The organism is Sphingopyxis sp. CR5 (assembly GCF_059693785.1).
The window spans coordinates 189809-210666 of the sequence record NZ_JCATIE010000001.1; the positions used below are offsets into that span (position 1 = coordinate 189809).

The 20858-nt window shown below is 65.8% G+C and carries 16 protein-coding genes; 11 read left to right on the plus strand and 5 right to left on the minus strand.

Translation table 11 applies throughout. The features are described 5' to 3' along the window. Positions 1-2: 2 nt before the first annotated feature. The 5 genes from AC58D2_RS00905 (at position 3) to AC58D2_RS00925 (ending at position 6182) form a co-directional block, all read left to right on the plus strand. Positions 3-791 carry a transketolase gene (locus AC58D2_RS00905; RefSeq protein ID WP_497386419.1) on the plus strand — a complete coding sequence of 263 codons (789 nt, stop codon included), beginning with the start codon at positions 3-5 and terminating at the stop codon, positions 789-791. Then, a complete protein-coding gene (locus tag AC58D2_RS00910) occupies positions 788-1738 on the plus strand; it encodes a transketolase family protein (protein ID WP_497386421.1) in 951 nt (316 codons plus the stop codon). The genes AC58D2_RS00905 and AC58D2_RS00910 overlap by 4 nt, the downstream gene beginning before the upstream one ends. After that, positions 1738-3228, plus strand: a complete 1491-nt coding sequence (locus AC58D2_RS00915; RefSeq protein ID WP_497386423.1) for an FGGY family carbohydrate kinase — start codon at positions 1738-1740, stop codon at positions 3226-3228. The genes AC58D2_RS00910 and AC58D2_RS00915 overlap by 1 nt, the downstream gene beginning before the upstream one ends. An 88-nt stretch (positions 3229-3316) precedes the next feature. Further along, on the plus strand, positions 3317-4579 hold the full coding sequence (locus tag AC58D2_RS00920) for an MFS transporter (protein ID WP_497386425.1): 1263 nt from the start codon (positions 3317-3319) through the stop codon (positions 4577-4579). A gap of 25 nt (positions 4580-4604) precedes the next feature. After that, a complete protein-coding gene (locus tag AC58D2_RS00925; RefSeq protein ID WP_497386427.1) occupies positions 4605-6182 on the plus strand; it encodes a DUF5060 domain-containing protein in 1578 nt (525 codons plus the stop codon). 41 nt (positions 6183-6223) lie between these two features. Here the strand turns inward: AC58D2_RS00925 and uxaC are convergent, their stop codons facing one another. Then, positions 6224-7681, minus strand: a complete 1458-nt coding sequence (gene uxaC, locus AC58D2_RS00930) for a glucuronate isomerase (protein ID WP_497386429.1) — start codon at positions 7679-7681, stop codon at positions 6224-6226. A gap of 206 nt (positions 7682-7887) precedes the next feature. On the opposite strand from uxaC, the gene AC58D2_RS00935 reads away from it, so the two are divergent. The 4 genes from AC58D2_RS00935 (at position 7888) to AC58D2_RS00950 (ending at position 15208) form a co-directional block, all read left to right on the plus strand. After that, entirely contained in the window at positions 7888-9372 is a 1485-nt protein-coding gene (locus tag AC58D2_RS00935; RefSeq protein WP_497386431.1) for a UxaA family hydrolase, read from the plus strand. After that, entirely contained in the window at positions 9369-10808 is a 1440-nt protein-coding gene (locus AC58D2_RS00940) for a mannitol dehydrogenase family protein (RefSeq protein ID WP_497386433.1), read from the plus strand. The genes AC58D2_RS00935 and AC58D2_RS00940 overlap by 4 nt, the downstream gene beginning before the upstream one ends. Before the next feature lie 51 nt (positions 10809-10859). Beyond that, on the plus strand, positions 10860-12149 hold the full coding sequence (locus AC58D2_RS00945; RefSeq protein ID WP_497386435.1) for an MFS transporter: 1290 nt from the start codon (positions 10860-10862) through the stop codon (positions 12147-12149). 272 nt (positions 12150-12421) lie between these two features. Beyond that, the gene (locus AC58D2_RS00950) at positions 12422-15208 is read left to right on the plus strand and encodes a TonB-dependent receptor (protein WP_497386437.1); all 2787 of its coding nucleotides are present in this window, start codon (positions 12422-12424) and stop codon (positions 15206-15208) included. A gap of 142 nt (positions 15209-15350) precedes the next feature. Here AC58D2_RS00950 and AC58D2_RS00955 read toward each other — a convergent pair whose 3' ends face one another. From AC58D2_RS00955 to AC58D2_RS00970, 4 genes are read right to left on the minus strand one after another with little or no spacing between them, the layout of a single operon-like run. Beyond that, complete coding sequence (locus AC58D2_RS00955) at positions 15351-15737, minus strand: L-rhamnose mutarotase (protein ID WP_497386439.1); 387 nt, start codon at positions 15735-15737, stop codon at positions 15351-15353. Then, the gene (locus AC58D2_RS00960) at positions 15734-16465 is read right to left on the minus strand and encodes an SDR family oxidoreductase (protein ID WP_497386441.1); all 732 of its coding nucleotides are present in this window, start codon (positions 16463-16465) and stop codon (positions 15734-15736) included. Before AC58D2_RS00960 ends, AC58D2_RS00955 begins: the two co-directional genes overlap by 4 nt. A gap of 16 nt (positions 16466-16481) precedes the next feature. Next, positions 16482-17513 carry an aldo/keto reductase gene (locus AC58D2_RS00965; RefSeq protein WP_497386443.1) on the minus strand — a complete coding sequence of 344 codons (1032 nt, stop codon included), beginning with the start codon at positions 17511-17513 and terminating at the stop codon, positions 16482-16484. 59 nt (positions 17514-17572) lie between these two features. Further along, positions 17573-18289: a GntR family transcriptional regulator gene (locus AC58D2_RS00970; RefSeq protein ID WP_497386445.1), complete on the minus strand. Its 717-nt coding sequence runs from the start codon at positions 18287-18289 to the stop codon at positions 17573-17575. A gap of 58 nt (positions 18290-18347) precedes the next feature. On the opposite strand from AC58D2_RS00970, the gene AC58D2_RS00975 reads away from it, so the two are divergent. Beyond that, positions 18348-19496, plus strand: coding sequence for a mandelate racemase/muconate lactonizing enzyme family protein (locus AC58D2_RS00975; protein WP_497386447.1), 1149 nt, complete (start codon positions 18348-18350; stop codon positions 19494-19496). A 39-nt stretch (positions 19497-19535) separates the two neighbouring features. Further along, a complete protein-coding gene (locus AC58D2_RS00980; protein ID WP_497386449.1) occupies positions 19536-20837 on the plus strand; it encodes an MFS transporter in 1302 nt (433 codons plus the stop codon). Positions 20838-20858: the final 21 nt, after the last annotated feature.

Consider the following 20858-nt stretch of genomic DNA (forward strand, 5'->3'; position numbering starts at 1 on the left):
GGATGCGCAGGCGCCTGTTGAAGATGATCGTCGACGCGGGTCAGGGGCATCCCGGCGGCGATCTGTCGGCCACCGACATCCTCGCGACGCTCTATTTCGATATTCTTCGAATCGATCCGGCGCGACCCGACGCCCCCGATCGCGATCGCTTCATCATGAGCAAGGGGCATTGCACCGGCGCGCTTTATACCGCGCTCGCCGGGGCGGGATTTTTTCCCGAGGCGGAGCTCGACACCTATCTCAAACCCGAATCGCGGCTGAACGGCCATCCCAACCGCACCTATCTGCCGGGCATCGAAACCAATACCGGGCCGCTCGGGCACGGTCTGCCGGTCGCGGTCGGTGCCGCCGTCGCGGCGCAGATCGACGCCGCCGATCGTCACGTCTTCGCGCTGACCGGCGACGGCGAGTTGCAGGAAGGCAGCATGTGGGAAGCGGCGATGTTCGCCGGTCACCGCGGGCTTGGCAATCTTACCGTGATCGTGGACCGCAACCGGCTCCAGCAGGGCGCGCGTACCGAGGACACCAATGCGCTGGAACCGCTCGCCGATAAGTGGCGCGCCTTCGGCTGGCTGGTGGAGGGGGTCGACGGTCACGATCATGCCGCGCTGCTCGCGGCGTTCGATGCGGCTCGCAGGCCGCGCGAAAAGCCGCTGTGCCTGATCGCGGACACGCACAAGGGCCACGGGGTCAGCTTCATGCGCGACCAGGCGGGGTGGCATCATGGCGTACCCAATGCGGAGCAATATGCCCAGGCAATCCGCGAGCTCGAAGAGGAGATGGCCCGATGAGCGCCGCCGCAACCCCGCTCTTCGATTGTCGCGACGCCTATGTCCGGGCCGTCGAGGCGTTGGCCGAAACCGATCGGCGGATCGTCGCGGTCGTCAATGACTCGGTCGGCTCGTCGAAGCTCGGCGCGTTCCGCGACCGCTTTCCCGATCGCCTGATCAATGTGGGGATCGCCGAGCAGAATATGGTCGGAGTCGGAGCGGGACTTGCCAACGGTGGCAAGATTCCCTTCGTCAGCGGCGCGTCCTGCTTCCTGAGCGCGCGCGCGATGGAGCAGATCAAGGCCGACTGCGCCTACAGCTTCGCCAACGTGAAGCTGTGCGGCATTTCGAGCGGCGTCGCTTATGGCGAACTCGGCGCGACGCACCACAGTATCGAGGATATCGCCTGGCTCCGCGCGATCGACCGGCTTTCGGTGATCGTGCCCTCCGATCCCTGGGAGACCGGCGAAGCGATCAAGGCCGCCGCCGCGCACGATGGTCCCGTCTATGTCCGGATCAGTCGCATGCCGGTGCCGCAGCTCGAGCGTCGAAGCGCCGCGTTTGCGATCGGCAAGGGCGAAACCTTGCGGGACGGCGGCGATCTGGCGATCATCGCGAATGGCACGCTGGTCCACCGGGCCCTCGCAGCCGCCGACGCTCTTGCCGAAGAAGGGATTGCGGCGCGGGTCATCAATATGGCGAGTATCGCGCCGCTCGACACCGATCTGATCGCAGAGGCCGCGAAAACGGGCGCGATCGTTACGGCCGAAGAAGGGCTGGCGCGTGGCGGGCTGGGCGGCGCGGTCGCCGAATGGTGCGCGGAGAACGCCCCGGTGCGAATGCGCCTGCTCGGTTTTCCGGGCTTCCTGCCGACCGGTTCGGCGGCGTGGCTGATGGATCGCTTCGGCCTGTCGGCCGACGGGATTGCCGCGGCCGCCCGCGACATGCTGGGATTACGGAACGGCTGATGCCCGGTCCCGTCATCCTTGCGATCGACCAGGGAACCACCAATACGAAGGCGTTGCTCGTCGCGTCCAGCGGGGACGTACTCGCGCGGCACGCGCGACCGATGCACGTCGATTATCCGCGCCCCGGCTGGGCTCAGCAAGATGCCATGCAGATATGGGATGCGGTCGCCGGTCTGATCGCCGAAAGCCTCGCGGCGGCGCCGGGCGTCGAGATCGCCGCGCTGGCCATTTCCAACCAGCGCGAAACGGTGGTGCTGTGGGACGCCGCGACGGGCGAGCCCATCGCGCCTGCCGTGCTCTGGCAATGCCAGCGCTCGGTCGAACGCTGTGCTGCGCTGCGCACAGCCGGGGTCGCCGGCGAGATCGCGGCGCGCAGCGGGCTAGGGATCGATCCGCTCTTTCCCGCCGCGAAGATCGGCTGGCTGCTCGATTCGATCCCGGGCGCCCGGGCGCGCGCCGACCGTGGGGAGCTTCGCTGCGGCACCGTGGACAGCTGGCTCTTGTGGAGGCTCAGCGGCGGCACGATCCATGCGACGGACGCCAGCAATGCGTCGCGAACCCAGCTGTTCAATCTCGATACCGCGTCGTGGGACGCGCGGTTGGCGGACATCTTCGACGTCCCGTTGTCGCTGCTGCCGCGGGTGGTGCCGTCCGACGAGGGGTTCGGGGGCGTCGCCGCGGGCGCGACGGCGCTTCCTGCCGGGACACCGGTTCAGGTCATGCTTGGCGACAGCCATGCGGCGCTTTTCGCGCATGGCATCGTCGAGCCGGGCCGGGTCAAGGCGACAATCGGTACCGGCAGTTCCTTGATGGCGGCGACCGCCGCCCGTACGTCCTCGAGCCATGGTTTGTCGGCGACGGTGGCATGGCAATGCGGTACGCGTGCGCCGCAATATGCGCTGGAAGGCAATATTTCGGTATCGGGCCATGCGGCGGCCTTTGCGGCCGCGCTGCTCGGCCTTGCCGACGAGCAAGCATTGACGAGCCTGGCGGAAAGCGTCGAAAGTTCGCAAGGCGTTGCCTTCGTCCCCGCGCTCGCGGGCCTCGGCGCCCCGCACTGGCGACCCGACGCGCGCGGGATCGTTTCGGGCATGACGCTCGGCACCCGGCCGGCGCACGTCGCGCGCGCCGCCTTCGAAGCGATCGCCCTGCAGATTTCCGACGTGCTCGACGCCATGGAAGCCGACCTCGGCCACCCTCTTGCCGAACTGTCGATCGACGGCGGCGCCGCGCGCAACGATTTTCTGGCGCAGCTTCTTGCCGACCTGAGCGGCCACACCGTCACCAGGCCGGAGATCGCCGAAGCGAGCGCGCTCGGCGCCGCGCGGATGGCGGCCCGCGCGCTCGGCTATGGCGACGAATGGCGCTTTCCCGATGCGACGCGTTTCGAACCCCGCATGGAACCCGGCCGGCGCGAGGCGATCCGCCGCGGTTGGCGCGCCGCGCTGGACGCGGCGGTCGCGGCGGGAACGGGAGGACCGCCAGAATAGACTATCGATGCCCGGTGGCCGACAAGATCGTCGCGACCCCGACCAGACCAGCTGAGGCGGGAACCGCCGCCCGATCCGGAGAGGACTTATGACGAGCGCTACTGCAGGCCGTGACGACTGGAAAAATACGATTCTGGCGGGCCTTGCCAACTATATCGATGCCGGGTCGATCGTGGCCGGCGCCGCGGCGCTGGCGCTGTGGGTCGATGCCTATCGGCTCGATACCGACCTCGTCGGCCTGATCGGAGCATTTGGCCCCAATGCGATCGCCGCCGGCGTCGGCGCCCTGATCGGCGGGCGGCTTTGCGACCTGTTCGGGCGCAAGAAGATCTACCAATATGATATGCTCTTCTATGCCTTTGGCATGTTGTGGCTCGTCTTTGCGGTCAACGCCTGGATGATCGTGGTCGGATTTTTCCTCGTCGGCCTGGCAGTCGGCGCGGACATCCCGGCCTCCTGGTCGCTGATCGCGGAGATGGCGCCGAACGACAAGCGCGGCAAGCACAGCGGGGTCGCCCAGGTGCTCTGGTACCTCGGACCCGTGGTGGTGCTCCTGATGTTTCTTGCGCTCTCGCCGCTTGGGCTGCTCGGCGCGCGGATCGTCTTTGCGCATCTCGCGATCCTCGCCGTGGCGCTGACCTTCCTCCGCTCGCGGATGAAGGAGTCGCCGCGCTGGCTCGAGGCGCAGGCGGAAGGCGCGCGCCAGGATGGCCGGCCCGAGCGCGGGCGCTGGCGCGACTTGTTCACCCGTCAGCACATCGGGTCGATGGCATTCCTTTCGGGCATGTATCTGTTCTGGAACCTGTGGGCCGGCACGAACGGCTTTTTCTTTCCCTATATCCTGCGCACGGTCGGCAATCAGACACAGGCGATGTCGGTGGCGGTGCAGGCGTTGAGCTTCCTGCTCGGAATGGCTTCGATCTTCTTCATCTTCATGAAGTTGTCCGACCGGGTAAACCAGCGGCTGCTCTTCGGCCTTTCCGCGATCACCCAGGTGATCGGCATGTCGCTGCTCGCGATCTTTCCGCTGACCCTGCCGGTCGCGCTGGTCCACGTCTTTCTGATGGCGGTCGGCCAGGGCTTTGGCGCGCAATGCTTCTTTCAACTCTGGAGTTCGGAGATGTTCCCGACGCTGCTGCGCAGCACGGCGCAAGGCGTGATGTTCGCGATGGTGCGCATCGCGCTCGGGATTTTCAGCTTCTTCGTGCCGGCGCTGACGGCCACCGGATTCCACACGCTGGCCTGGATTCTGGTCGGCTTTCTCGCGATCAGCGGGTTGATCGGCTTCATCTGGGCGCCGCGCAACGAGGGCAAGTCGCTCGAGGAAATCGCCGCCGCGCGAGCGGACTGAGGCGCGCAGCCGAAGGAGGCAGAGGATGCAGGTTTCACGCCGGACGATGCTGGCGGGCGGGTTTGCCGCGGGCGCGGCGGCGGCTGCCCCTGCCGTCGCGCGCGAGGGTTCGGCCCGCACCGAGCGGTGGGGGCTCCACGAAATCATGCTCACCGGCCCTGCGGGCGGCAATCCCTTTGTCGAGGTCGATCTTGCCGCGACCTTCGAAAACGGAGACCGCACGATCCGCGTGCCGGGCTTCTATGACGGCGAGGGGATTTATCGGATTCGTTTCAGCCCGCCCGAAGAGGGGCGATGGACGTGGCGCAGCGCCAGCAACATCGCCGCCCTTTCGGGTGCGACGGGCGCGTTCGATTGTGACCCGCCGGGACCGGGCAATCATGGCCCGGTTGGCGTCAGCCCGGACGGATTTCACTTCGTCCACGCCGACGGCACCGCGTTTCGCCAGATCGGCACCACCGCCTATAGTTGGGCGTTGCAGTCCGATGCGCGGTGCGCGGAAACGCTGGCGACGCTTCGGGCCGCTCCGTTCAACAAGATGCGAATGCTTGTCTTTCCGAATGTCGAATCGGTTGCGACCGATCCGTTCGTGCGGACGGGAACGGGGGCAGGGGACTGGGATCCGGCGCGTTTCGACCCCGCCTATTTCCGGCGGTTCGAGGACCGGATCATCCGCCTCGGCGACCTGGGGATACAGGCCGATGTCATCCTCTTCCACCCCTATGACAAGGCGCGCGGCTACAGCGACATGGCGCGTGCCGACGACGAACGCTACATCCGCTACGTCGCCGCGCGCTGGGGCGCCTACCGCAATCTGTGGTGGTCGATGGCCAATGAATATGACGCGGTCGAGAGCAAGACGGTTGCCGACTGGGACGCGCTGTTCGAAATCCTGGTCGCCGCGGATCCGCACGATCGATTGCGCTCGATCCACCAACTTCATCGCTACTATGATCACCGCAAGCCCTGGGTGACCCACGCCAGCGTCCAGAACGGCGCCGCGGTACTCGACGATATTCGCGCCGCCCTGCATCGCGACTTCGCCCAGAAGCCGGTGATTTTCGACGAGGTGGTCTATGAAGGCAATTCGGCGCAGCGCTGGGCCAATCTGACCGGCGAACAAATGGTCGAACGCTTTTGGTGGGGTCTCGTCGGCGGCACCTATGTCGGCCACAGCGAAACCTATCAAGCCGATCGCAATCCGGATTTTTCCTGGCTGGGGCAGGGCGGTACGCTGCAGGGGACGAGCGCGCCGCGCCTCGCCTTTCTCAAGCGGATCATGGAGGACGGTCCTGCGCCTGGAATCGATCCGATCCAGCATCTGTGGAATTATCATCTGGGTGGCCGCGACGGCGCCTATTATCTCCACTATTTCGGCGGCGACGCTCCGACCGAATGGCGCCTGAGGCTTCCGGTCAAGAAGGGCGAGCCGCTCCATCGGTATCGCGTCGACGTCATCGATACCTGGGCGATGACCGTCACGCCGGTCGACGGGGTCTTCGCGATGGAGCGCCTCGACGATTACGACGTCCACGATCCGGCGCGTCCCACGATCCCGCTGCCCGGCAAACCCTGGATCGCGGTGCGCGTGCGCCGGGTCTAGAACGATCCGGTCGGGCGCGGGGCGAGCGCGCCGGGGGAATGCTATGCCGGAACGGCCTCCGCCGGGTGCGGGGCAAAGGCCGGATCGTCGAGTTTGTAGGCCTTGCGGACGAGACCGTGTGCAAGTTCGTGCGCCAGTTCGGCAGCTTCCCAGTCGATGAGCCGGTGCTCGGCGACCAGGCGGGCCAGAAAGGCGCAGTCGACGCGCCGCGCGACGTCGTGCCGCGCCGGGATCGACAGAAATGCGCGCGTGTCGTCGTTGAAGCCGACCGTGTTGTAGAAACCGGCGGTTTCCGTCGTCATCTCGCGAAAGCGGCGCATCCCCTCCGGGCTGTCGTGGAACCACCACGACGGTCCGAGCTTCAGGCACGGATAATGGCCCGCCAGCGGCGCCAGTTCCCGTGCATAGGTCGATTCGTCGAGCGTGAAGAGGATGATCGACAACCTCGTTTCGGTGCCGAAGCGATCGAGCAACGGCTTCAGCGCGTGGACATAGTCGGTCCGCATCGGAATATCGCAGCCCTTGTCGCGGCCGTGGCTTTCGAACAGCTTGTGATTGTGGTTGCGGCACGAGCCCGGGTGGATCTGCATCACCATGCCATCCTCGACGCTCATCGCGGCGAGTTCGGTCAGCATCTGTGCGCGAAACAATTCGGCGTCGGCCGCCGTCCAGCGGCCGCCAATGATCTTTGCAAACAGGGCTTCGGCTTCGGCGCCGGACAGGTTCGCGGTCGCGGCGCTCGGATGGCCGTGGTCGGTCGCGGTCGCGCCGGCGGCCCGGAAATCGGCGCGGCGCTTGCGATGCGCGGCCAGATAGCCCTGCCAGCTTTCGACGTCCTCGCCGGTCAACGCGCCGAAACGCTGCATCGCGGCGGCGAAATCATGATGTTCGGGGTCGACCACGGCGTCGGGGCGATAGGTCGTGACGACGCGCCCCGACCAGCCCGATGCGCGGATGGCGGCGTGGTGATCGAGATCCTCGTGTGCGCCTTCGGTCGTTGCCAGCATCTCGATATTGAAGCGGTCGAAGAGCGCGCGGGGACGAAATTGGGGCGTCGCGAGGCTCTCGTTTATCCAGTCATAATAATCGTCCGCGGTCGACGCATCGAGGGCGGTGTCGAAGCCGAACACATCGGCAAAGACATGGTCGAGCCACATCCGCGACGGTGTGCCCCGGAACAGGTGGAAATTCGCGGCGAACAGCCGCCAGGCTTCGCGCGGATCGGTCGCGGGGGTGCCGTTGCGATCGGGCACGCCCAGCGCGTCGAGCGCGATGCCCTGGCTGTACAGCATGCGATAGAGATAATGGTCGGGTGCGAGCAGCAATTCGGTCGCATTGGACCAATTGGCATCGGTGGCGAACCAAGCGGGGTCGGTGTGGCCGTGCGGGCTGACGATCGGCAATTCCCTGATATCGGCATAGAGTGCCCGCGCGATGTCGCGCGTGCGACCTTCGGCGGGGAAGAGGCGGTCGGGGTGGATGTCGAGCGGCTTTGCCATCGGTCTATTTTTCCCATTATAGCGCATGTTCGGTACGCCGCATTGTCGCGTCGTCCGGCATCCGCGAGATCCGTTCGGTCGGGCGCTGCAACGCAGAGGTTGCAGTCGCTTTCCGAATGGTGATATATAACATTGACGATGTGATATATGACACCGTTTTCTATTCAAAACAAGTCGATCCGAAAAGGCAAGGACGCCGTAGAGCCATGACCGCGAGGAAAGCCATTTTTGTCGATCCGCGCGATTCGGTCGCAACCGCGCTCGCCGATCTCGCCGCGGGCGACCGGATCGATGTCGGGGCGGGCGTCACCCTGATCGAGCCCATCGCACGCGGGCACAAGGTTGCGGTGACGGACATCGCCGCAGGCGATCCCGTGCTGAAATTCGGTTTCTCGATCGGCACGGCGCGTACGGCGATCGTGTGCGGCGCGCATGTCCATTCGCACAATATGGCAACCGCGCTCTCGACCGACGATACCCACGCCTATCGCCCCGATCCTGACCCCGCGCCGCCGCTCGCGGATGCGCCCGGTTTCATGGGCTATCTGCGCGACGACGGGCGCGCGGCGACCCGCAACGAAATCTGGGTGTTGCCGACGGTCGGCTGCGTTGCGCGGACCGCGACGAAAATCGCCGAAGCGGCGGATCGCCTTCATCGCGGGCGCGTCGACGGCGTCCATGCCTTCACCCACCCCTTTGGCTGCTCGCAGCTTGGCGACGATCTGGACGGGACGCGCGCCATCCTCGCCGCGCTGGCATCGCATCCCAACGCCGGCGGCGTGCTGCTGGTCGGGCTCGGATGCGAATCGAACCAGCTCGACGCCCTGATCGATTCGATCGACCCGGCGGTTCGTGGCCGGGTGCGGTCCCTGCGGGCGCAGAGCGCGGGGGACGAGATTGCCGAGGGGCTCGCTTCGATCGGCGAACTGGTCGACCGGGCGGAAACCGCGCAGCGCCAACTACTGCCGCTCGGCAAGCTGGTGCTCGGGGTCAAGTGCGGCGGGTCCGACGGCCTGAGCGGGTTGACCGCCAATCCGCTCGTCGGGCGGATGAGCGACGCGGTGACCGGCCTTGGCGGCGCGACGATCCTGACCGAGATTCCGGAAATTTTCGGCGCCGAACATCTGCTGATGGCGCGCGCCGCCGATCGCGGCATTTTCGATGCGATCGACCGAATGGTCGCCGACTTCAAAGCCTATTTTACCGCGCATGGCGAACCGGTGTCGGAAAATCCGTCGCCGGGGAACATCGCGGGCGGCATCACGACGCTGGAGGAAAAATCCCTCGGCGCCGTCCAGAAGGCCGGGCGGGCGGTGGTGACCGACGTCATCGCCTATGGCGCGCGGGCAACGAAGCCGGGCCTGACCCTCCTCGAAGCGCCGGGAAACGACGCCGTTTCGTCGACCGCCTTGTCGGCGGCGGGGGCGACGGTGATCCTCTTCACGACCGGGCGCGGAACGCCACTCGGATTTCCGGTGCCGACGATCAAGATCGCGTCGAACCACGATCTCGCCGCGCGCAAGCCCGGATGGGTCGATTTCGATGGCGGGCAGGTTCTGGAAGACGGACTAGACGACGGCGCGACGGCGCTTCTGGATCTGGTCGCCGCGGTCGCCTCGGGCCGGGAAACAGCCGCCGAGCGCAATGGCGAGCGCGAAATCGCCATCTGGAAAAGGGGTGTGACGCTTTGACCCGCCTGTCGCCCGCGACGCTCGCGACCCTTCCGGCGACCGTGGCGCGCCCGTGGCACGACCTTGCCGCGGTCCGCACCGGCGTCGTGCATTTCGGCCCCGGCGCCTTTCACCGGGCGCATCAGGCGAGCTATTTCGACGCGCTGCTCGACCGCGATCCGCGCTGGGGGATCGCCGCGGTATCGCTCCGGTCGGCGTCGACCGTCGAGGCGCTCGCCGAGCAAGGCGGCCTCTATAGCCTGACGACGCTGGGAGAGGACATCGCGATCCGCGCGATCGCCGCCCACAGCGCCTTCGTGCGGCCGGGAGAGGATGCGGAGGTCCATCGCCTGCTCGCCGACCCGGCGGTCCGGCTGGTGACCAGCACCGTGACCGAGAAAGGCTATTGCCTGGGCGCCGACGGCGCGCTCGATCTGGCGCATCCCGATATCGTCCACGACCTGACGGACCGTGCGGCGCCGGTCAGCATCATCGGTTGGATCGTCGCCGGGCTGGCGGCCCGCCGCGCCGCCGGGGTCGCGCCATTCGCCGTCCTGTGCTGCGACAATATGAACGGCAACGGGACGAAGCTGGCGGCGGCGGCGGTGCTGTTCGCGCGCCAGTTCGACGCCGATCTGGCGGACTGGATCGCCGCCGCCGTCGCCTTTCCCAACACGATGGTCGATTCGATCACTCCGGCGACCGATGCCGCGCATCGCGAGCGGGCGCGAGAGCTGCTGGGCGTGGACGATGGCGCCGCGGTGCAGCGCGAGGGCTTTACCCAATGGGTCGTCGAACATTTCGACCTTCCGGACGGACCCGATCTCGCGGCCGTCGGCGTCGAAATGACGGACGACGTCGCCGCTTATGAAAAGGCGAAGCTTCGCATCCTCAACGGCGCGCACAGCAGCCTTGCCTATATCGGTCTCGCGCTCGGCCACGAAAGCGTCGCTGGCGCGATGGCCGACGAACGCCTCGCCGCCTTTGCCGAGCGATTGATCCGCGCCGACATCATCCCGTCGCTCGCGCCGGCCGCCGGGCTCGACCTGGCGGACTATGCCACGGCGGTCCTCGCGCGCTTCCGCAATCCGGCGATCCGCCACCTGCTCAGCCAGATCGCGTGGGACGGCACCCAGAAACTTCCCTACCGGCTGCTCGACACCGCATGCGATGCACGCGCCGCGGGTCGGGCCATCGAACGCCTTGCCGTCCCGATCGCCGCGTGGATGGCCTTCGTTCGCCGCATGGCGCGGCGCGGCGACACGATAACCGACCCCCTTGCGGCGCGGCTTTCGGATATCGGTCGCTCCGCGGGCGATGCCCGGGACCTCATGGATGCGCTGCTCGCGCTCGACCTGTTCCCGAGGGCGCTGGCCGACGACCCCGCCTGGCGCGCCGCGGTCCTGACGGCCCTCGACCGGATCGAGGCGGGGGACATTTATTCGGCGCTCGTCTGAAAGGCAGAGGGCGAGCGCCCGCCACCGACAACATAATGGGAAGGATCGCCGATGGCCACGACGGGACAGGATACGATAGGAAAGGCGGCGGCACGCGCGGGACGCTACCGCTGGGTCGTCGTCGGGCTGTTGTTCGCCGCGACGGTCATCAACTATATCGACCGCCAGATGATCGGCGTGCTCAAGCCGACGCTCTCGCAAGATCTGGGCTGGAGCGAAACCGACTTCGCGAACGTGATCTTCTGGTTTCAGGCGGCCTATGCGATCGGATATCTGGGGTTCGGCCGGATCGTCGACGTCGTCGGGGCCCGGCTCGGCTATACGGTCGCGTTCATCATCTGGCAACTCGCGCACATCGCGCATGGCGGCGCGATGTCGGTGACGCAGTTCGCGATGGCGCGGTTCGGGCTCGGTATCGGGGAATCGGGGAATTTCCCGGCCGGCATCAAGGCGGTGACCGAATGGTTCCCCGCGCGCGAGCGCGCGCTGGCGATCGGGATATTCAACGCCGGCGCCAATGTCGGCGCGATCGTCACGCCGTTGCTCGTCCCGCTGCTCGTCGTCGCCTATGGCTGGCGGATGGCGTTCGTCATTACCGGCGTGGCGGCATTCGTCTGGCTGATCGCCTGGTGGACCCTCTATCGCCGCCCGCGCGAGCATCCGAAAGTCAGCGCGGGCGAACTCGCATGGATCGAACAGGATCCGGTCGATCCCGTCGTCCAGATGCCCTGGAAACAACTCGTGCGCGTGCGCGAAACCTGGGCCTATGCGATCGGCAAGTTCTGCATCGACCCGATCTGGTGGTTCTTTCTCTTCTGGCTGCCCGGCTATCTCGGCGAACGCTACGGCCTCGACCTGCTCAGTTTCGGGCCGCCGCTGGTCGCCGTCTATCTCTTGTCCGATATCGGTAGCGTTGCCGGCGGCTGGATGTCCTCGCGGCTGATGAAAGCCGGCAAGAGCGTGAACTATGCGCGCAAGGCCGCAATGCTGCTCAGCGCGATCGCGGTCCTGCCCGTCTTCTTTGCCCAGAGTATCGACAATCTGTGGCTCGCGGTCCTCGTCATCGGCATTGCCGCGGCGGCGCACCAGGCCTTTTCGGCGAATCTCTATACATTGCCCTCCGACGTGTTTCCGCGCGCCGCGGTCGGGTCGGTGATCGGCATCGGCGGAACGGCCGGTGCGATCGGCGGGATGCTGATGGCCAAATATGCGGGCTTCGTGCTCGATTCGCTCGGCACCTATACGCCGCTGTTCGCCGTGGCGGGCAGCGCCTATTTCATCGCCCTTGTCGCAGTGCACCTGCTCTCTCCCCGTCTCGCGCCGGTCGATGTGAGGCGCTGACGCGGTCGAGCCGCGGCACGCCCGCCGGGGATTGCCTCGGCGGGCGGTGCCGAATATATATAATAATACTAATGACTAAGCGGCCCGTTCGCGGTCAGGTCGGGGGCGGCCGGCGCGCCCGCTTTCGATTTTCAGCGGGATAGCTTGCTTTTTTTACGCTTCGATCACCGAAAACTGTTGCCATTGCCATGTCAGTTACGGTATCTGAGATATCAGTTAAGGGCAGTGCAATTTCTCACGACGCTGCCCGGTCTGTGGAGGAGGGTTGTTTCATGTCTGTTTTAAAGCGAGTTCTGGTCGGCGGCATCGCGGTTTCCGCGTTGGGCATCGGGTTGTCCATGCCCGCATTCGCCCAGACCGAGCCGGCCGATGCCGCTCAGCCGGCCGCCGAAGGCGATGCCGCGGCCGACGCCATCATCGTGACCGGGATCCGCGCCAGCCAGCGCGCGTCGATCGACCTGAAGCGCGACAATGTCGCCGTCGTCGATTCGATCGTGGCCGAAGACATGGGCAAGCTGCCCGACCAGAATGTCGCCGAATCGCTCCAGCGCATCGCCGGCGTCACGATCGAACGCAACCGCGGCGAAGGGCGCTTCGTCACCGTGCGCGGCTTCGGTCCGAAGTTCAACGCCGTCACGGTCAACGGGCGCACCCTCGCCACCGACAACAACGGCCGCGAATTTTCGTTCGACGTCCTGCCGTCCGAAGTGATTTCGGGCGCCGACGTGTATAAATCGCCGCAGGCCAACCTCAACGGGTCGTCGATCGGCGCGACCGTCGACATTCGCACGATGCGCCCGCTCGACCAGCCGGCCGGGCTGAAGCTCGCCGGGTCGGCGACGATGCAATGGTCCGAGCTGTCGGACAAATATAATCCCGAGGTCGCCGCCGTCGGCAGCTGGCGCAACGACGCCGGCAGTTTCGGTGTGTCGCTGTCCGCCGTCTGGGCGAAGCAGAAGAACCGCGACGACGAATTCACCATCGGCGCCGGACATGTGCGGCGGTCGAGCACCGATTCCTATTACACCGCGGGTGGCGTTCAGGGCGCGCGCATCGGCGACGATGTGGAACCTTTTTCCAATGTTTCGATGCCGTCGAACCTGTCGCCCTTCTTCTTCGAGCGCGATCTGCGCCGCTGGGGCCTGAGCGGTGCGGTGCAGCTTCGCCCGTCCGATCGCTTCACGGTGACGATCGACGGGCTCTACACCAAGTCGCGCTTCATCGAGCAGCAGACCGGCCTCGCCTATGACTTCTCGGGCGGGACGCTGGTCGAGCAGGTCGTCGAAGGCGGCAGCGTCGTGAACGGGGTCCAGACCGGCGGCGAGGCGGTTTACCAGCGCTATGTCGGCGGGTTCGTCGACGAGATCATCCAATATGACGATCGCGACGTGACGACCGACCAGATCGGCGTCAACGTCGATTGGCAGGCGACCGACGATTTGAAGCTGCGCTTCGACATGTCGCTGTCGAACGCGCGCAAGCGCGGCGCCCAGAACAATTTGTTCACGACGATCCGCCGCAAGAATATCGACCATTGGTTCGACCGGAGGTCGGGCTCGCCGATCTACGACTATGGCCTCGAAAGCCCCAATTATTCCAATGCGGCGACCAATCCCCAGGGACTGACCGCGCACTATTATATCTGGGGCGGCGGATCGAACGGCGACGACGAGATCCAGGAATATCGCGGCGATGCCGACTGGAACCCCGGCGGCGGCGACCTGACCATCTCTGCCGGCGTGATGGCGTCGAAGCGGCTCAAGACGATCGAGGGCTTCGAAATGCCCTTTGGCCAGCAATGCGCCTATTGCGGATCGGACCGCGCGCTTCCCGAAGCGCTGTTCCAGTCGACCGACCGCAATTTCTTCTCGGGCTATGACGGCAATATCCTGCACGACTGGATCATCTACGATCCCCGTGCGCTGGTGCAGCAGGTCGATGCCTATGCCGCCGAAGACGGGATCACCTTCGATCCGGCGGTGCGATCGGCCTCGGCGTCGTCGGTGATCGACGAAAAGGTGCGCGCGGCCTATGTCATGGCGTCGCTCGACACCGAACTCGGCGGCATGCCGCTCGCGATCAACGCCGGCGTGCGGTTCGAGGATACCGACTATACTTCGGCGGGCGCATCGCGCACCGTCCTCAGCGCGCGGCCGCGGGTCGACGAGGACGGCAACCCGACCGGGCAGAACGACATCGTCGTGTCGGACATCGTGCCGGTCAGCTTCCGCGGCAAATATCACGACTGGCTGCCGTCGCTGAACGTGCGGCTCGACGTCACCGACAATCTGGTGCTGCGCCTCGCGGGGTCGAAGGTGATGACGCGCCCGACGCTGACCGACCTGTCGCCCCGCCAGTCGATCCAGACCAACCCGGGCAACGAGACCATCCGCCGCGGCAACCCCGACCTCGCACCGTTCCGGGCGTGGCAGGCCGAGCTGGGGGCCGAATGGTATTTCGCGCCGGATTCGCTGATCAACGCGGCGGTCTTTTACAAGAAGATCGACAGCTTCGTGACGCTGATCACGACGCCGCAGCAGGTCGACGAAATCACCTTCCAGGTCACCGTGCCGGGCAATGGCGACGGCGCGACGGTCAAGGGTTTCGAGATCGGCTATCGCCAGTCGTTCGCCAACTGGCTGCCGGCGCCGTTCGACGGCTTCGGCGTCCAGACCAGCTTCAACTATACCGACTCGAACGCCAATTACCCGAGCGTCGTGGCGGGGGCGACCTACAGCCTCGAGGGCCTGTCGAAATATTCGTACAGCCTTGTCGGCTATTACGAGAAATACGGTATCCAGGCGCGTGTCGCCTATACCTATCGCGACGATTTCCTGCAGACCGCGGTCGGCCGCAACAGCGAGCAGGAATATTTCAACGGCTACGGCCAGCTCGATGCGAGCCTGTCCTATGACCTGACCGACAATTTCACGGTATTCGTCGACGGGCTCAACCTGACGAACTCGAAAGAGTTCCTCTATTCGATGACGCCCGATCGCACGAAGGAATATCGCATGACCGGACGGCGGCTGTCGTTCGGGGTGCGTGCCAAATTCTGATTGTCCTCCCTGGGGCGGCGGCCTCCCTGCCGCCCCTTCGACATCGAGGGACCTTCCGCGAGCCCGGAATGTCCCTCTTTTTTGTCTGTTACGCGCGCTGGCGCACCCGGGGACGGGGTCGCGGCGCCGTTCTATCGGTGGGTCAGCGGTCGAGCCGGTGAAAGTCCAGGTGATCGGTCAGCCGGTAGATGCAGTCCATCGCCATCCAGCTTCCGTCGGGACCCGCCGCAGGGATCGGCTGCTGGAACCGCTGCATCAGCGCGATCCATTTCTGAACGTGCGGATTGGCGGCGTCGGCCTCTGCCTTCGCCGCGTCCGAATATCGGTCGTCGGCGTCGATGATCATGAACAGGCGGTTGCCGGCCCGGAAGATCTCCATGTTGAGGATGCCGGCATCGCGGATCGAGCGCACGATCTCGACCGGCGCCTCGCCGGGCCGATGCCAGCGTTCATATTCGGCGATCAGGTCCGCATCGTCGACCAGGTCGAGCGCCAGGCAGATGCGCCGGGTCGTCGCGCTGTCGCTCATGCGTTGGTCCAGCCGCCGTCGATAACCTGGGCCGTCCCGGTCGTGTAGGCCGATTCGTCGCTTGCGAGATACAGCGCGAGCTGGGCGATTTCTTCGGCGCGGCCGAGGCGTCCCATCGGCTGGCGGGCGATGAAGTCCGCGCGCGCCTTCGCTGCGTCGCCGGTCGCCGCCATGCGGTCGTCGAGCGAGGGCGATTGCACCGTTCCCGGGCAGATCGCGTTGCACCGGATGCCCTGCGCCACGAAATCCTGCGCGACCGACTTGGTCAGGCCGATCACCGCGGCTTTCGAGGCACCGTAGACGAAGCGATTGCCGACCCCGATGATCGATCCCGCGACCGAGGCCATGTTGACGATCGACCCGCCGCCGCGCCCGATCATGGCGGGCAGGAAGGCGCGGATCATCCGGTAGGTCGATTTGACGTTGAGATCGAAGGAGAAATCGAAATCGGCTTCGTCGGTCGTCAGGATCGTGCCGGCATGGACGAAGCCCGCACAGTTGAACAGGATGTCGACGCCGCCGATATCGGCGGCGAGCGCCTCGATCGCCGCCGCATCGCGCAGGTCCATCACGCGCGTTTCGCAGCCTTCGACGCTGGCCAGCGTGTCGGGGTTGATGTCGATGGCGATCGTGCGCGCGCCCTCGCGGGCGAACAGGTCCGCGCTGGCGCGGCCGATCCCCTGGCCGGCGGCGGTCACGATGGCGGTCTTGCCGGTCAGGCGAGGCATGGAATTTCCTTTCAGATCAGACGGGAGTGGGGGCGTCGGCGCGGATCAGGCCCGCCGAACGCATGTCCGCCCAGAAGGCGGCGGGAATGGGATGGGCGACCTGTCCGACCGCCTGCTTCACCCGCGCGGCGCTGTTCATGCCGGGGATTACCGAGGCGACCTGCGGATGGGCGAGCGGGAATTGCAGCGCGGCGGCCGCGAGCGGAACATGATGATCGTCGCACAGCGCCTCGATCGCCGCAACGCGCGCGACCGTTTCCGGCGACGCCGGTTGATATTCATAGTGGAACGGGCCGGGACCCTTGACCCCATGCGCCAATATGCCGCTGTTATAGGGGCCGCCGATCACGACCTGCACGTCGCGTGCAGCGCACAGCGGCAGGAAGCTGTCGAGCGCCTCCTGCTCCAGCAGGGTATAGCGGCCGGCAAGCAGCATCATGTCGAAATCGCCCGCGGCGAGTGCTTCCTCGCAGACCTGCCATTCGTTGACGCCAAGCCCGATGGCCCCCACCACGCCGCCGTCGCGCAGTTCGCGCAAGGCGCGATAGCCACCGTCCATCAACGCGCGGAACAGGCGCGGGTGATCGTCGCCGTGCGCATAGCGACCGATGTCGTGGACATACAGGATGTCGATGCGCTCGCGGCGCAGGCGGCGCCGGCTGTCCTCCCACGACCGCATCACCGCGTCATAGCTGTAATCGAACACGCTCTCGAACGGCTCGGGCGAGACGAAGGCCTGTCGAGACTGCGACAGGTCGGTTCCGGGCGCGACCGGATCGAGGCGACGGCCGACCTTTGTCGAAACGATGATGCGTTCGTCGGGATCGGCCTGGGCAAGCGCGGCGCCGAGCCGTTTTTCGGCGAGCCCGAAGCCATAGTGGGGCGCGACGTCCATATAGGCGATACCCGCATCGAGCGCGGCGCGCACCGTGGCTTCGGCATCGGCGTCGCGCATCGGCCGGTACAGGTTCCCGAGCGTCGAGCATCCGAATCCCAGTCGGCCCAGGCGGTTTTGGTCGAAGGCGTGGCGGTCGGGCACGATGGTCATGCCCGTCGCCTAGCCTGATATCTCAAAAATCTCAATTCATATTTCAGTAAACGGCTCGATCAGAACATTCCGAGGATGCGTTGCAGCGCGGCCTGGAAATGGGCTGCGATCGCCGCTTCGGCGCGGTCGGGGTCGTGGGCGGCGAAAGCTTCGAGAATTTCGATATGCTCGCCAAGCGTTCGCAGCGCGAGCGGCGCGGTAACCAGGCGGTCGAGGCGGATCAGCGTGACGTAGTTCTTCAGCCTTCGCGCGGTATTTTCGATCAGCGGGTTCTGCATGTTCGCGATCATGCTGCCATGCAGGCCGACCTCCAGCACCTCGAGCTGGTCGAGCGCGCCCGCGCTGAGCCCTTCGGTCTCGATCCGGGTCATCAGCGCCTTGTGATCGGCGATCAGTTTGCGGGCCATCTCGGCATCGCCGGTTTCGGCATAGCGGCGGGCCGCGGCGCGTTCGATGATCGAGCGGAACTGATAGGTGCTGCGCGCGAGCTCCAGATCGGGCTTCAGGAACTGGATTCCCGAACGCGGATGAATCGTCAGAACGCCTTCGGCTTCGAGCACGCGTAGTGCGTCGCGAAGCGGCTGTACGGGGATGCCAAGCAGCCGGACGAGGTCGTTTTGCGAGACGAACGCGCCGGCGGGAACCTTTTGGTCGAAGAGGCCCTGCAGGATCGCCTTGTAGGCGACATCGCTCAGCCGCTCGCCGTTCGTCGGGCGCTCTCCCGCTACAGTCCCCTCGGCGTCAAAAGCCGCTTGCCGTTTGCCCCCTTCTGTCATATCTAATCCCCGTATCTGATATTTCACGTTTGGCATCTGGAAGATGGTAGCACCGAATATGCACATAGTCGACTTCCGCATTACCCGCTTTCAGTTTGCCCGCGACAGGGTGATCGGCGACAGCCAGGTGCGCGCCGACGACGTCCATCTCGCGGCGCTGGAATTGGTCGATTCGACCGGCCGGACCGGGCTGGGTTTCGTGCAGTCGCTCTTTCACCCGCTGCCCGCGGAACGCGAGATCGAGCGCATATTCCGCAGCGAAGCGTGGCCCGCACTCGAAGGGCAAAGCGCCCAGGCGCTCGCGCATCGAGTGGGCCGGCCGCGCGGCGGCAATATTCGCCGGATGAGCATCCCGTTCGAGGAGGCGCTCCAGCAGGCGATCTGGGACCTCGCGGCAAAGGCGGTCGATCTGCCGCTCTGGAAAATGCTCGGTGCGCGGCGCGACCGTGTGCGCGCCTATGCAAGCGGGCTGGATTTTCACCTGTCCGACGAGGCGTTCGGCGCGCTGTTCGCTTCGGCGGCGGAGCAAGGCTATACGGCGTTCAAGATCAAGGTCGGCCATCCCGAACTGGACCGCGACATCCACCGGCTCGATCTGTTGAAGCGCGCCGTCGGCAAGGACGCGACGGTCATGGTCGACGCGAACGAAGCCTGGTCCCCGAAACAGACGGTGCAGAATATTGCGGCCATGCGCCGGGCCGGCCATCCCATCTACTGGATGGAGGATCCCATCCTGCGCTCCGATTTCGAAGGCCTGCGGATGTTGCGCGGCGCGCTGGGGGAGACCTTGCTCAATTCGGGGGAATATCTCGACGTTTCGGGCAAGCGCGCGCTGATCCAGGCGGGGGCCGCCGACATGCTCAACGTGCACGGCCACGTCACGGACGTGATGCGGATCGGCTGGCTTGCCGCCGATATGGCGGTGCCGGTGACGATGGGCAACAGCTTCCTCGAGATCGGGGTCAACATGGCGCTGGCATTGCCCGAGGTCGACTGGCTGGAATATAGTTTCCAGAATTTCGAACATCTGGTCGAGCAGCCCTATCGCATCGAAAACGGCTTCATCAGAGGCAACGACGCGCCGGGGCACGGCCTCGTCCTGTGCGAAACCGCGCGACGCGAACAGCGGCGACCCGACCTGCTGGCGCGCGACGCGCTTGGCCCGGCGCCCGAGCAGCAGCGGATGACGGTGCGCAGGGCGGCATAGATTTGTCGGGCGGGAACGGCCGCCGAATGGGAGGATAGCATGTCGGACCTCAATGCCGCCTATGCCGGCGGAGCGCCCGAAGAAGCGGCGTTCCTGCAGGGTGAGGCCGCCCACGCCCGCGGACGCGAGAAATGGGTCCTGCTCGCATCGCTGACGAGTGTCTTCTTCGTGTTGCTCGCCCTCTATGCGGCGGTGCTCTCGGTCCTCTTGCCCAACCAGATCCAGGCGATCGATCCCGCGAACAAGGCGAGCGGGCTGGCGCTGGTCTTTGCCATCACCTCGATCTTCAGCACGTTGACGACCCCGATCGCCGGCGCCCTGTCCGATCGCACGCGAACCCGGATCGGCCGCCGGACGCCGTGGATCGTTCTCGGTTCGCTGGCGGGCGGGGCGTGCCTGTTCGCCGTTTCGCAGATGACGCAGCTGTGGACGATCACCCTGTTCTGGGTCGGTGCGACGGTCGCGCTCAATTCGATGCAGGCGGCGCTGACCACGGTGGTCGCCGACCGCTTCGCTCCGAACGAGCGCGGCACCGCTTCGGGTTTCGTGGGCGCTGGCATGACCTCCGGCCTGACGGTCGGGACGATCGTGGCGGGTCTTTTGGCCGGGACGATCGCCTATGCCTATTGGTTGTTCGCCGCGGCGATCGTCGTCGCCTGTTTCGCGTTCGTCCTGATCAACCGGGAGCCGAAGGTCACCGCGCCGATGCCGCCGCGCTTCCGTCCGGCCGAATTCCTGAAAAGCTTCTGGGTCAGCCCGCGCGAGCATCCCGATTTCGCCTGGGCCTTCTTCGGGCGCTTCACGATCTACATGGGGTATCAGGGCGTGATCACCTACATGCTCTATATCCTGCAGGATTACATCGGCCTGTCGCTTGCCGACGCGAACAAGACGATCGCGACCCTGTCGACGATCACCTTTTTTGCGCTGGTCTTTGCCGCCTTTACGTCGGGGCTGCTGTCCGACCGGATCGGCCGCCGCAAGCCTATCGTTTTCGCGTCGAGCATCGTGATGGGCGCCGCGCTTACGGTGCCGTTGTTCCTGCCGTCGCTTCTGGGCATGCTGATCTATGCCGCGTTGATCGGCATCGGCTATGGCGCCTTCATGTCGGTCGACATGGCGTTGATGACGCAGGTTCTGCCCAAGGCCGACGGCGAGGCGACGGGCAAGGATCTGGGGATATTGACGACCGCGGTGAATATCCCGCAAATCCTGAGCCCGGTGCTCGCGGCCTGGCTGCTCAACCTGTCGGGCGGCGATTACACCGCGCTGTTCATCGCCGCGATCGCCTTCGTCTATGCGGGGTCCTTCCTCGTGCTTCCGATCAAGAGCGTGAAATAACACCGGCCGGATCGACGTCGG

What these genes read in the sequence shown, in the direction of transcription:
- AC58D2_RS00955 (WP_497386439.1), bottom strand. Translation starts at nt 15,737, where the DNA reads ATGAGCGACAGCGCGACGACCCGGCGCATCTGCCTGGCGCTCGACCTG.
- AC58D2_RS00905 (WP_497386419.1), top strand. Translation starts at nt 3, where the DNA reads ATGCGCAGGCGCCTGTTGAAGATGATCGTCGACGCGGGTCAGGGGCAT.
- AC58D2_RS00945 (WP_497386435.1), top strand. Translation starts at nt 10,860, where the DNA reads ATGGCCACGACGGGACAGGATACGATAGGAAAGGCGGCGGCACGCGCG.
- AC58D2_RS00925 (WP_497386427.1), top strand. Translation starts at nt 4,605, where the DNA reads ATGCAGGTTTCACGCCGGACGATGCTGGCGGGCGGGTTTGCCGCGGGC.
- AC58D2_RS00910 (WP_497386421.1), top strand. Translation starts at nt 788, where the DNA reads ATGAGCGCCGCCGCAACCCCGCTCTTCGATTGTCGCGACGCCTATGTC.
- AC58D2_RS00975 (WP_497386447.1), top strand. Translation starts at nt 18,348, where the DNA reads ATGCACATAGTCGACTTCCGCATTACCCGCTTTCAGTTTGCCCGCGAC.
- AC58D2_RS00970 (WP_497386445.1), bottom strand. Translation starts at nt 18,289, where the DNA reads ATGACAGAAGGGGGCAAACGGCAAGCGGCTTTTGACGCCGAGGGGACT.
- uxaC (WP_497386429.1), bottom strand. Translation starts at nt 7,681, where the DNA reads ATGGCAAAGCCGCTCGACATCCACCCCGACCGCCTCTTCCCCGCCGAA.
- AC58D2_RS00980 (WP_497386449.1), top strand. Translation starts at nt 19,536, where the DNA reads ATGTCGGACCTCAATGCCGCCTATGCCGGCGGAGCGCCCGAAGAAGCG.
- AC58D2_RS00920 (WP_497386425.1), top strand. Translation starts at nt 3,317, where the DNA reads ATGACGAGCGCTACTGCAGGCCGTGACGACTGGAAAAATACGATTCTG.
- AC58D2_RS00960 (WP_497386441.1), bottom strand. Translation starts at nt 16,465, where the DNA reads ATGCCTCGCCTGACCGGCAAGACCGCCATCGTGACCGCCGCCGGCCAG.
- AC58D2_RS00915 (WP_497386423.1), top strand. Translation starts at nt 1,738, where the DNA reads ATGCCCGGTCCCGTCATCCTTGCGATCGACCAGGGAACCACCAATACG.
- AC58D2_RS00950 (WP_497386437.1), top strand. Translation starts at nt 12,422, where the DNA reads ATGTCTGTTTTAAAGCGAGTTCTGGTCGGCGGCATCGCGGTTTCCGCG.
- AC58D2_RS00935 (WP_497386431.1), top strand. Translation starts at nt 7,888, where the DNA reads ATGACCGCGAGGAAAGCCATTTTTGTCGATCCGCGCGATTCGGTCGCA.
- AC58D2_RS00965 (WP_497386443.1), bottom strand. Translation starts at nt 17,513, where the DNA reads ATGACCATCGTGCCCGACCGCCACGCCTTCGACCAAAACCGCCTGGGC.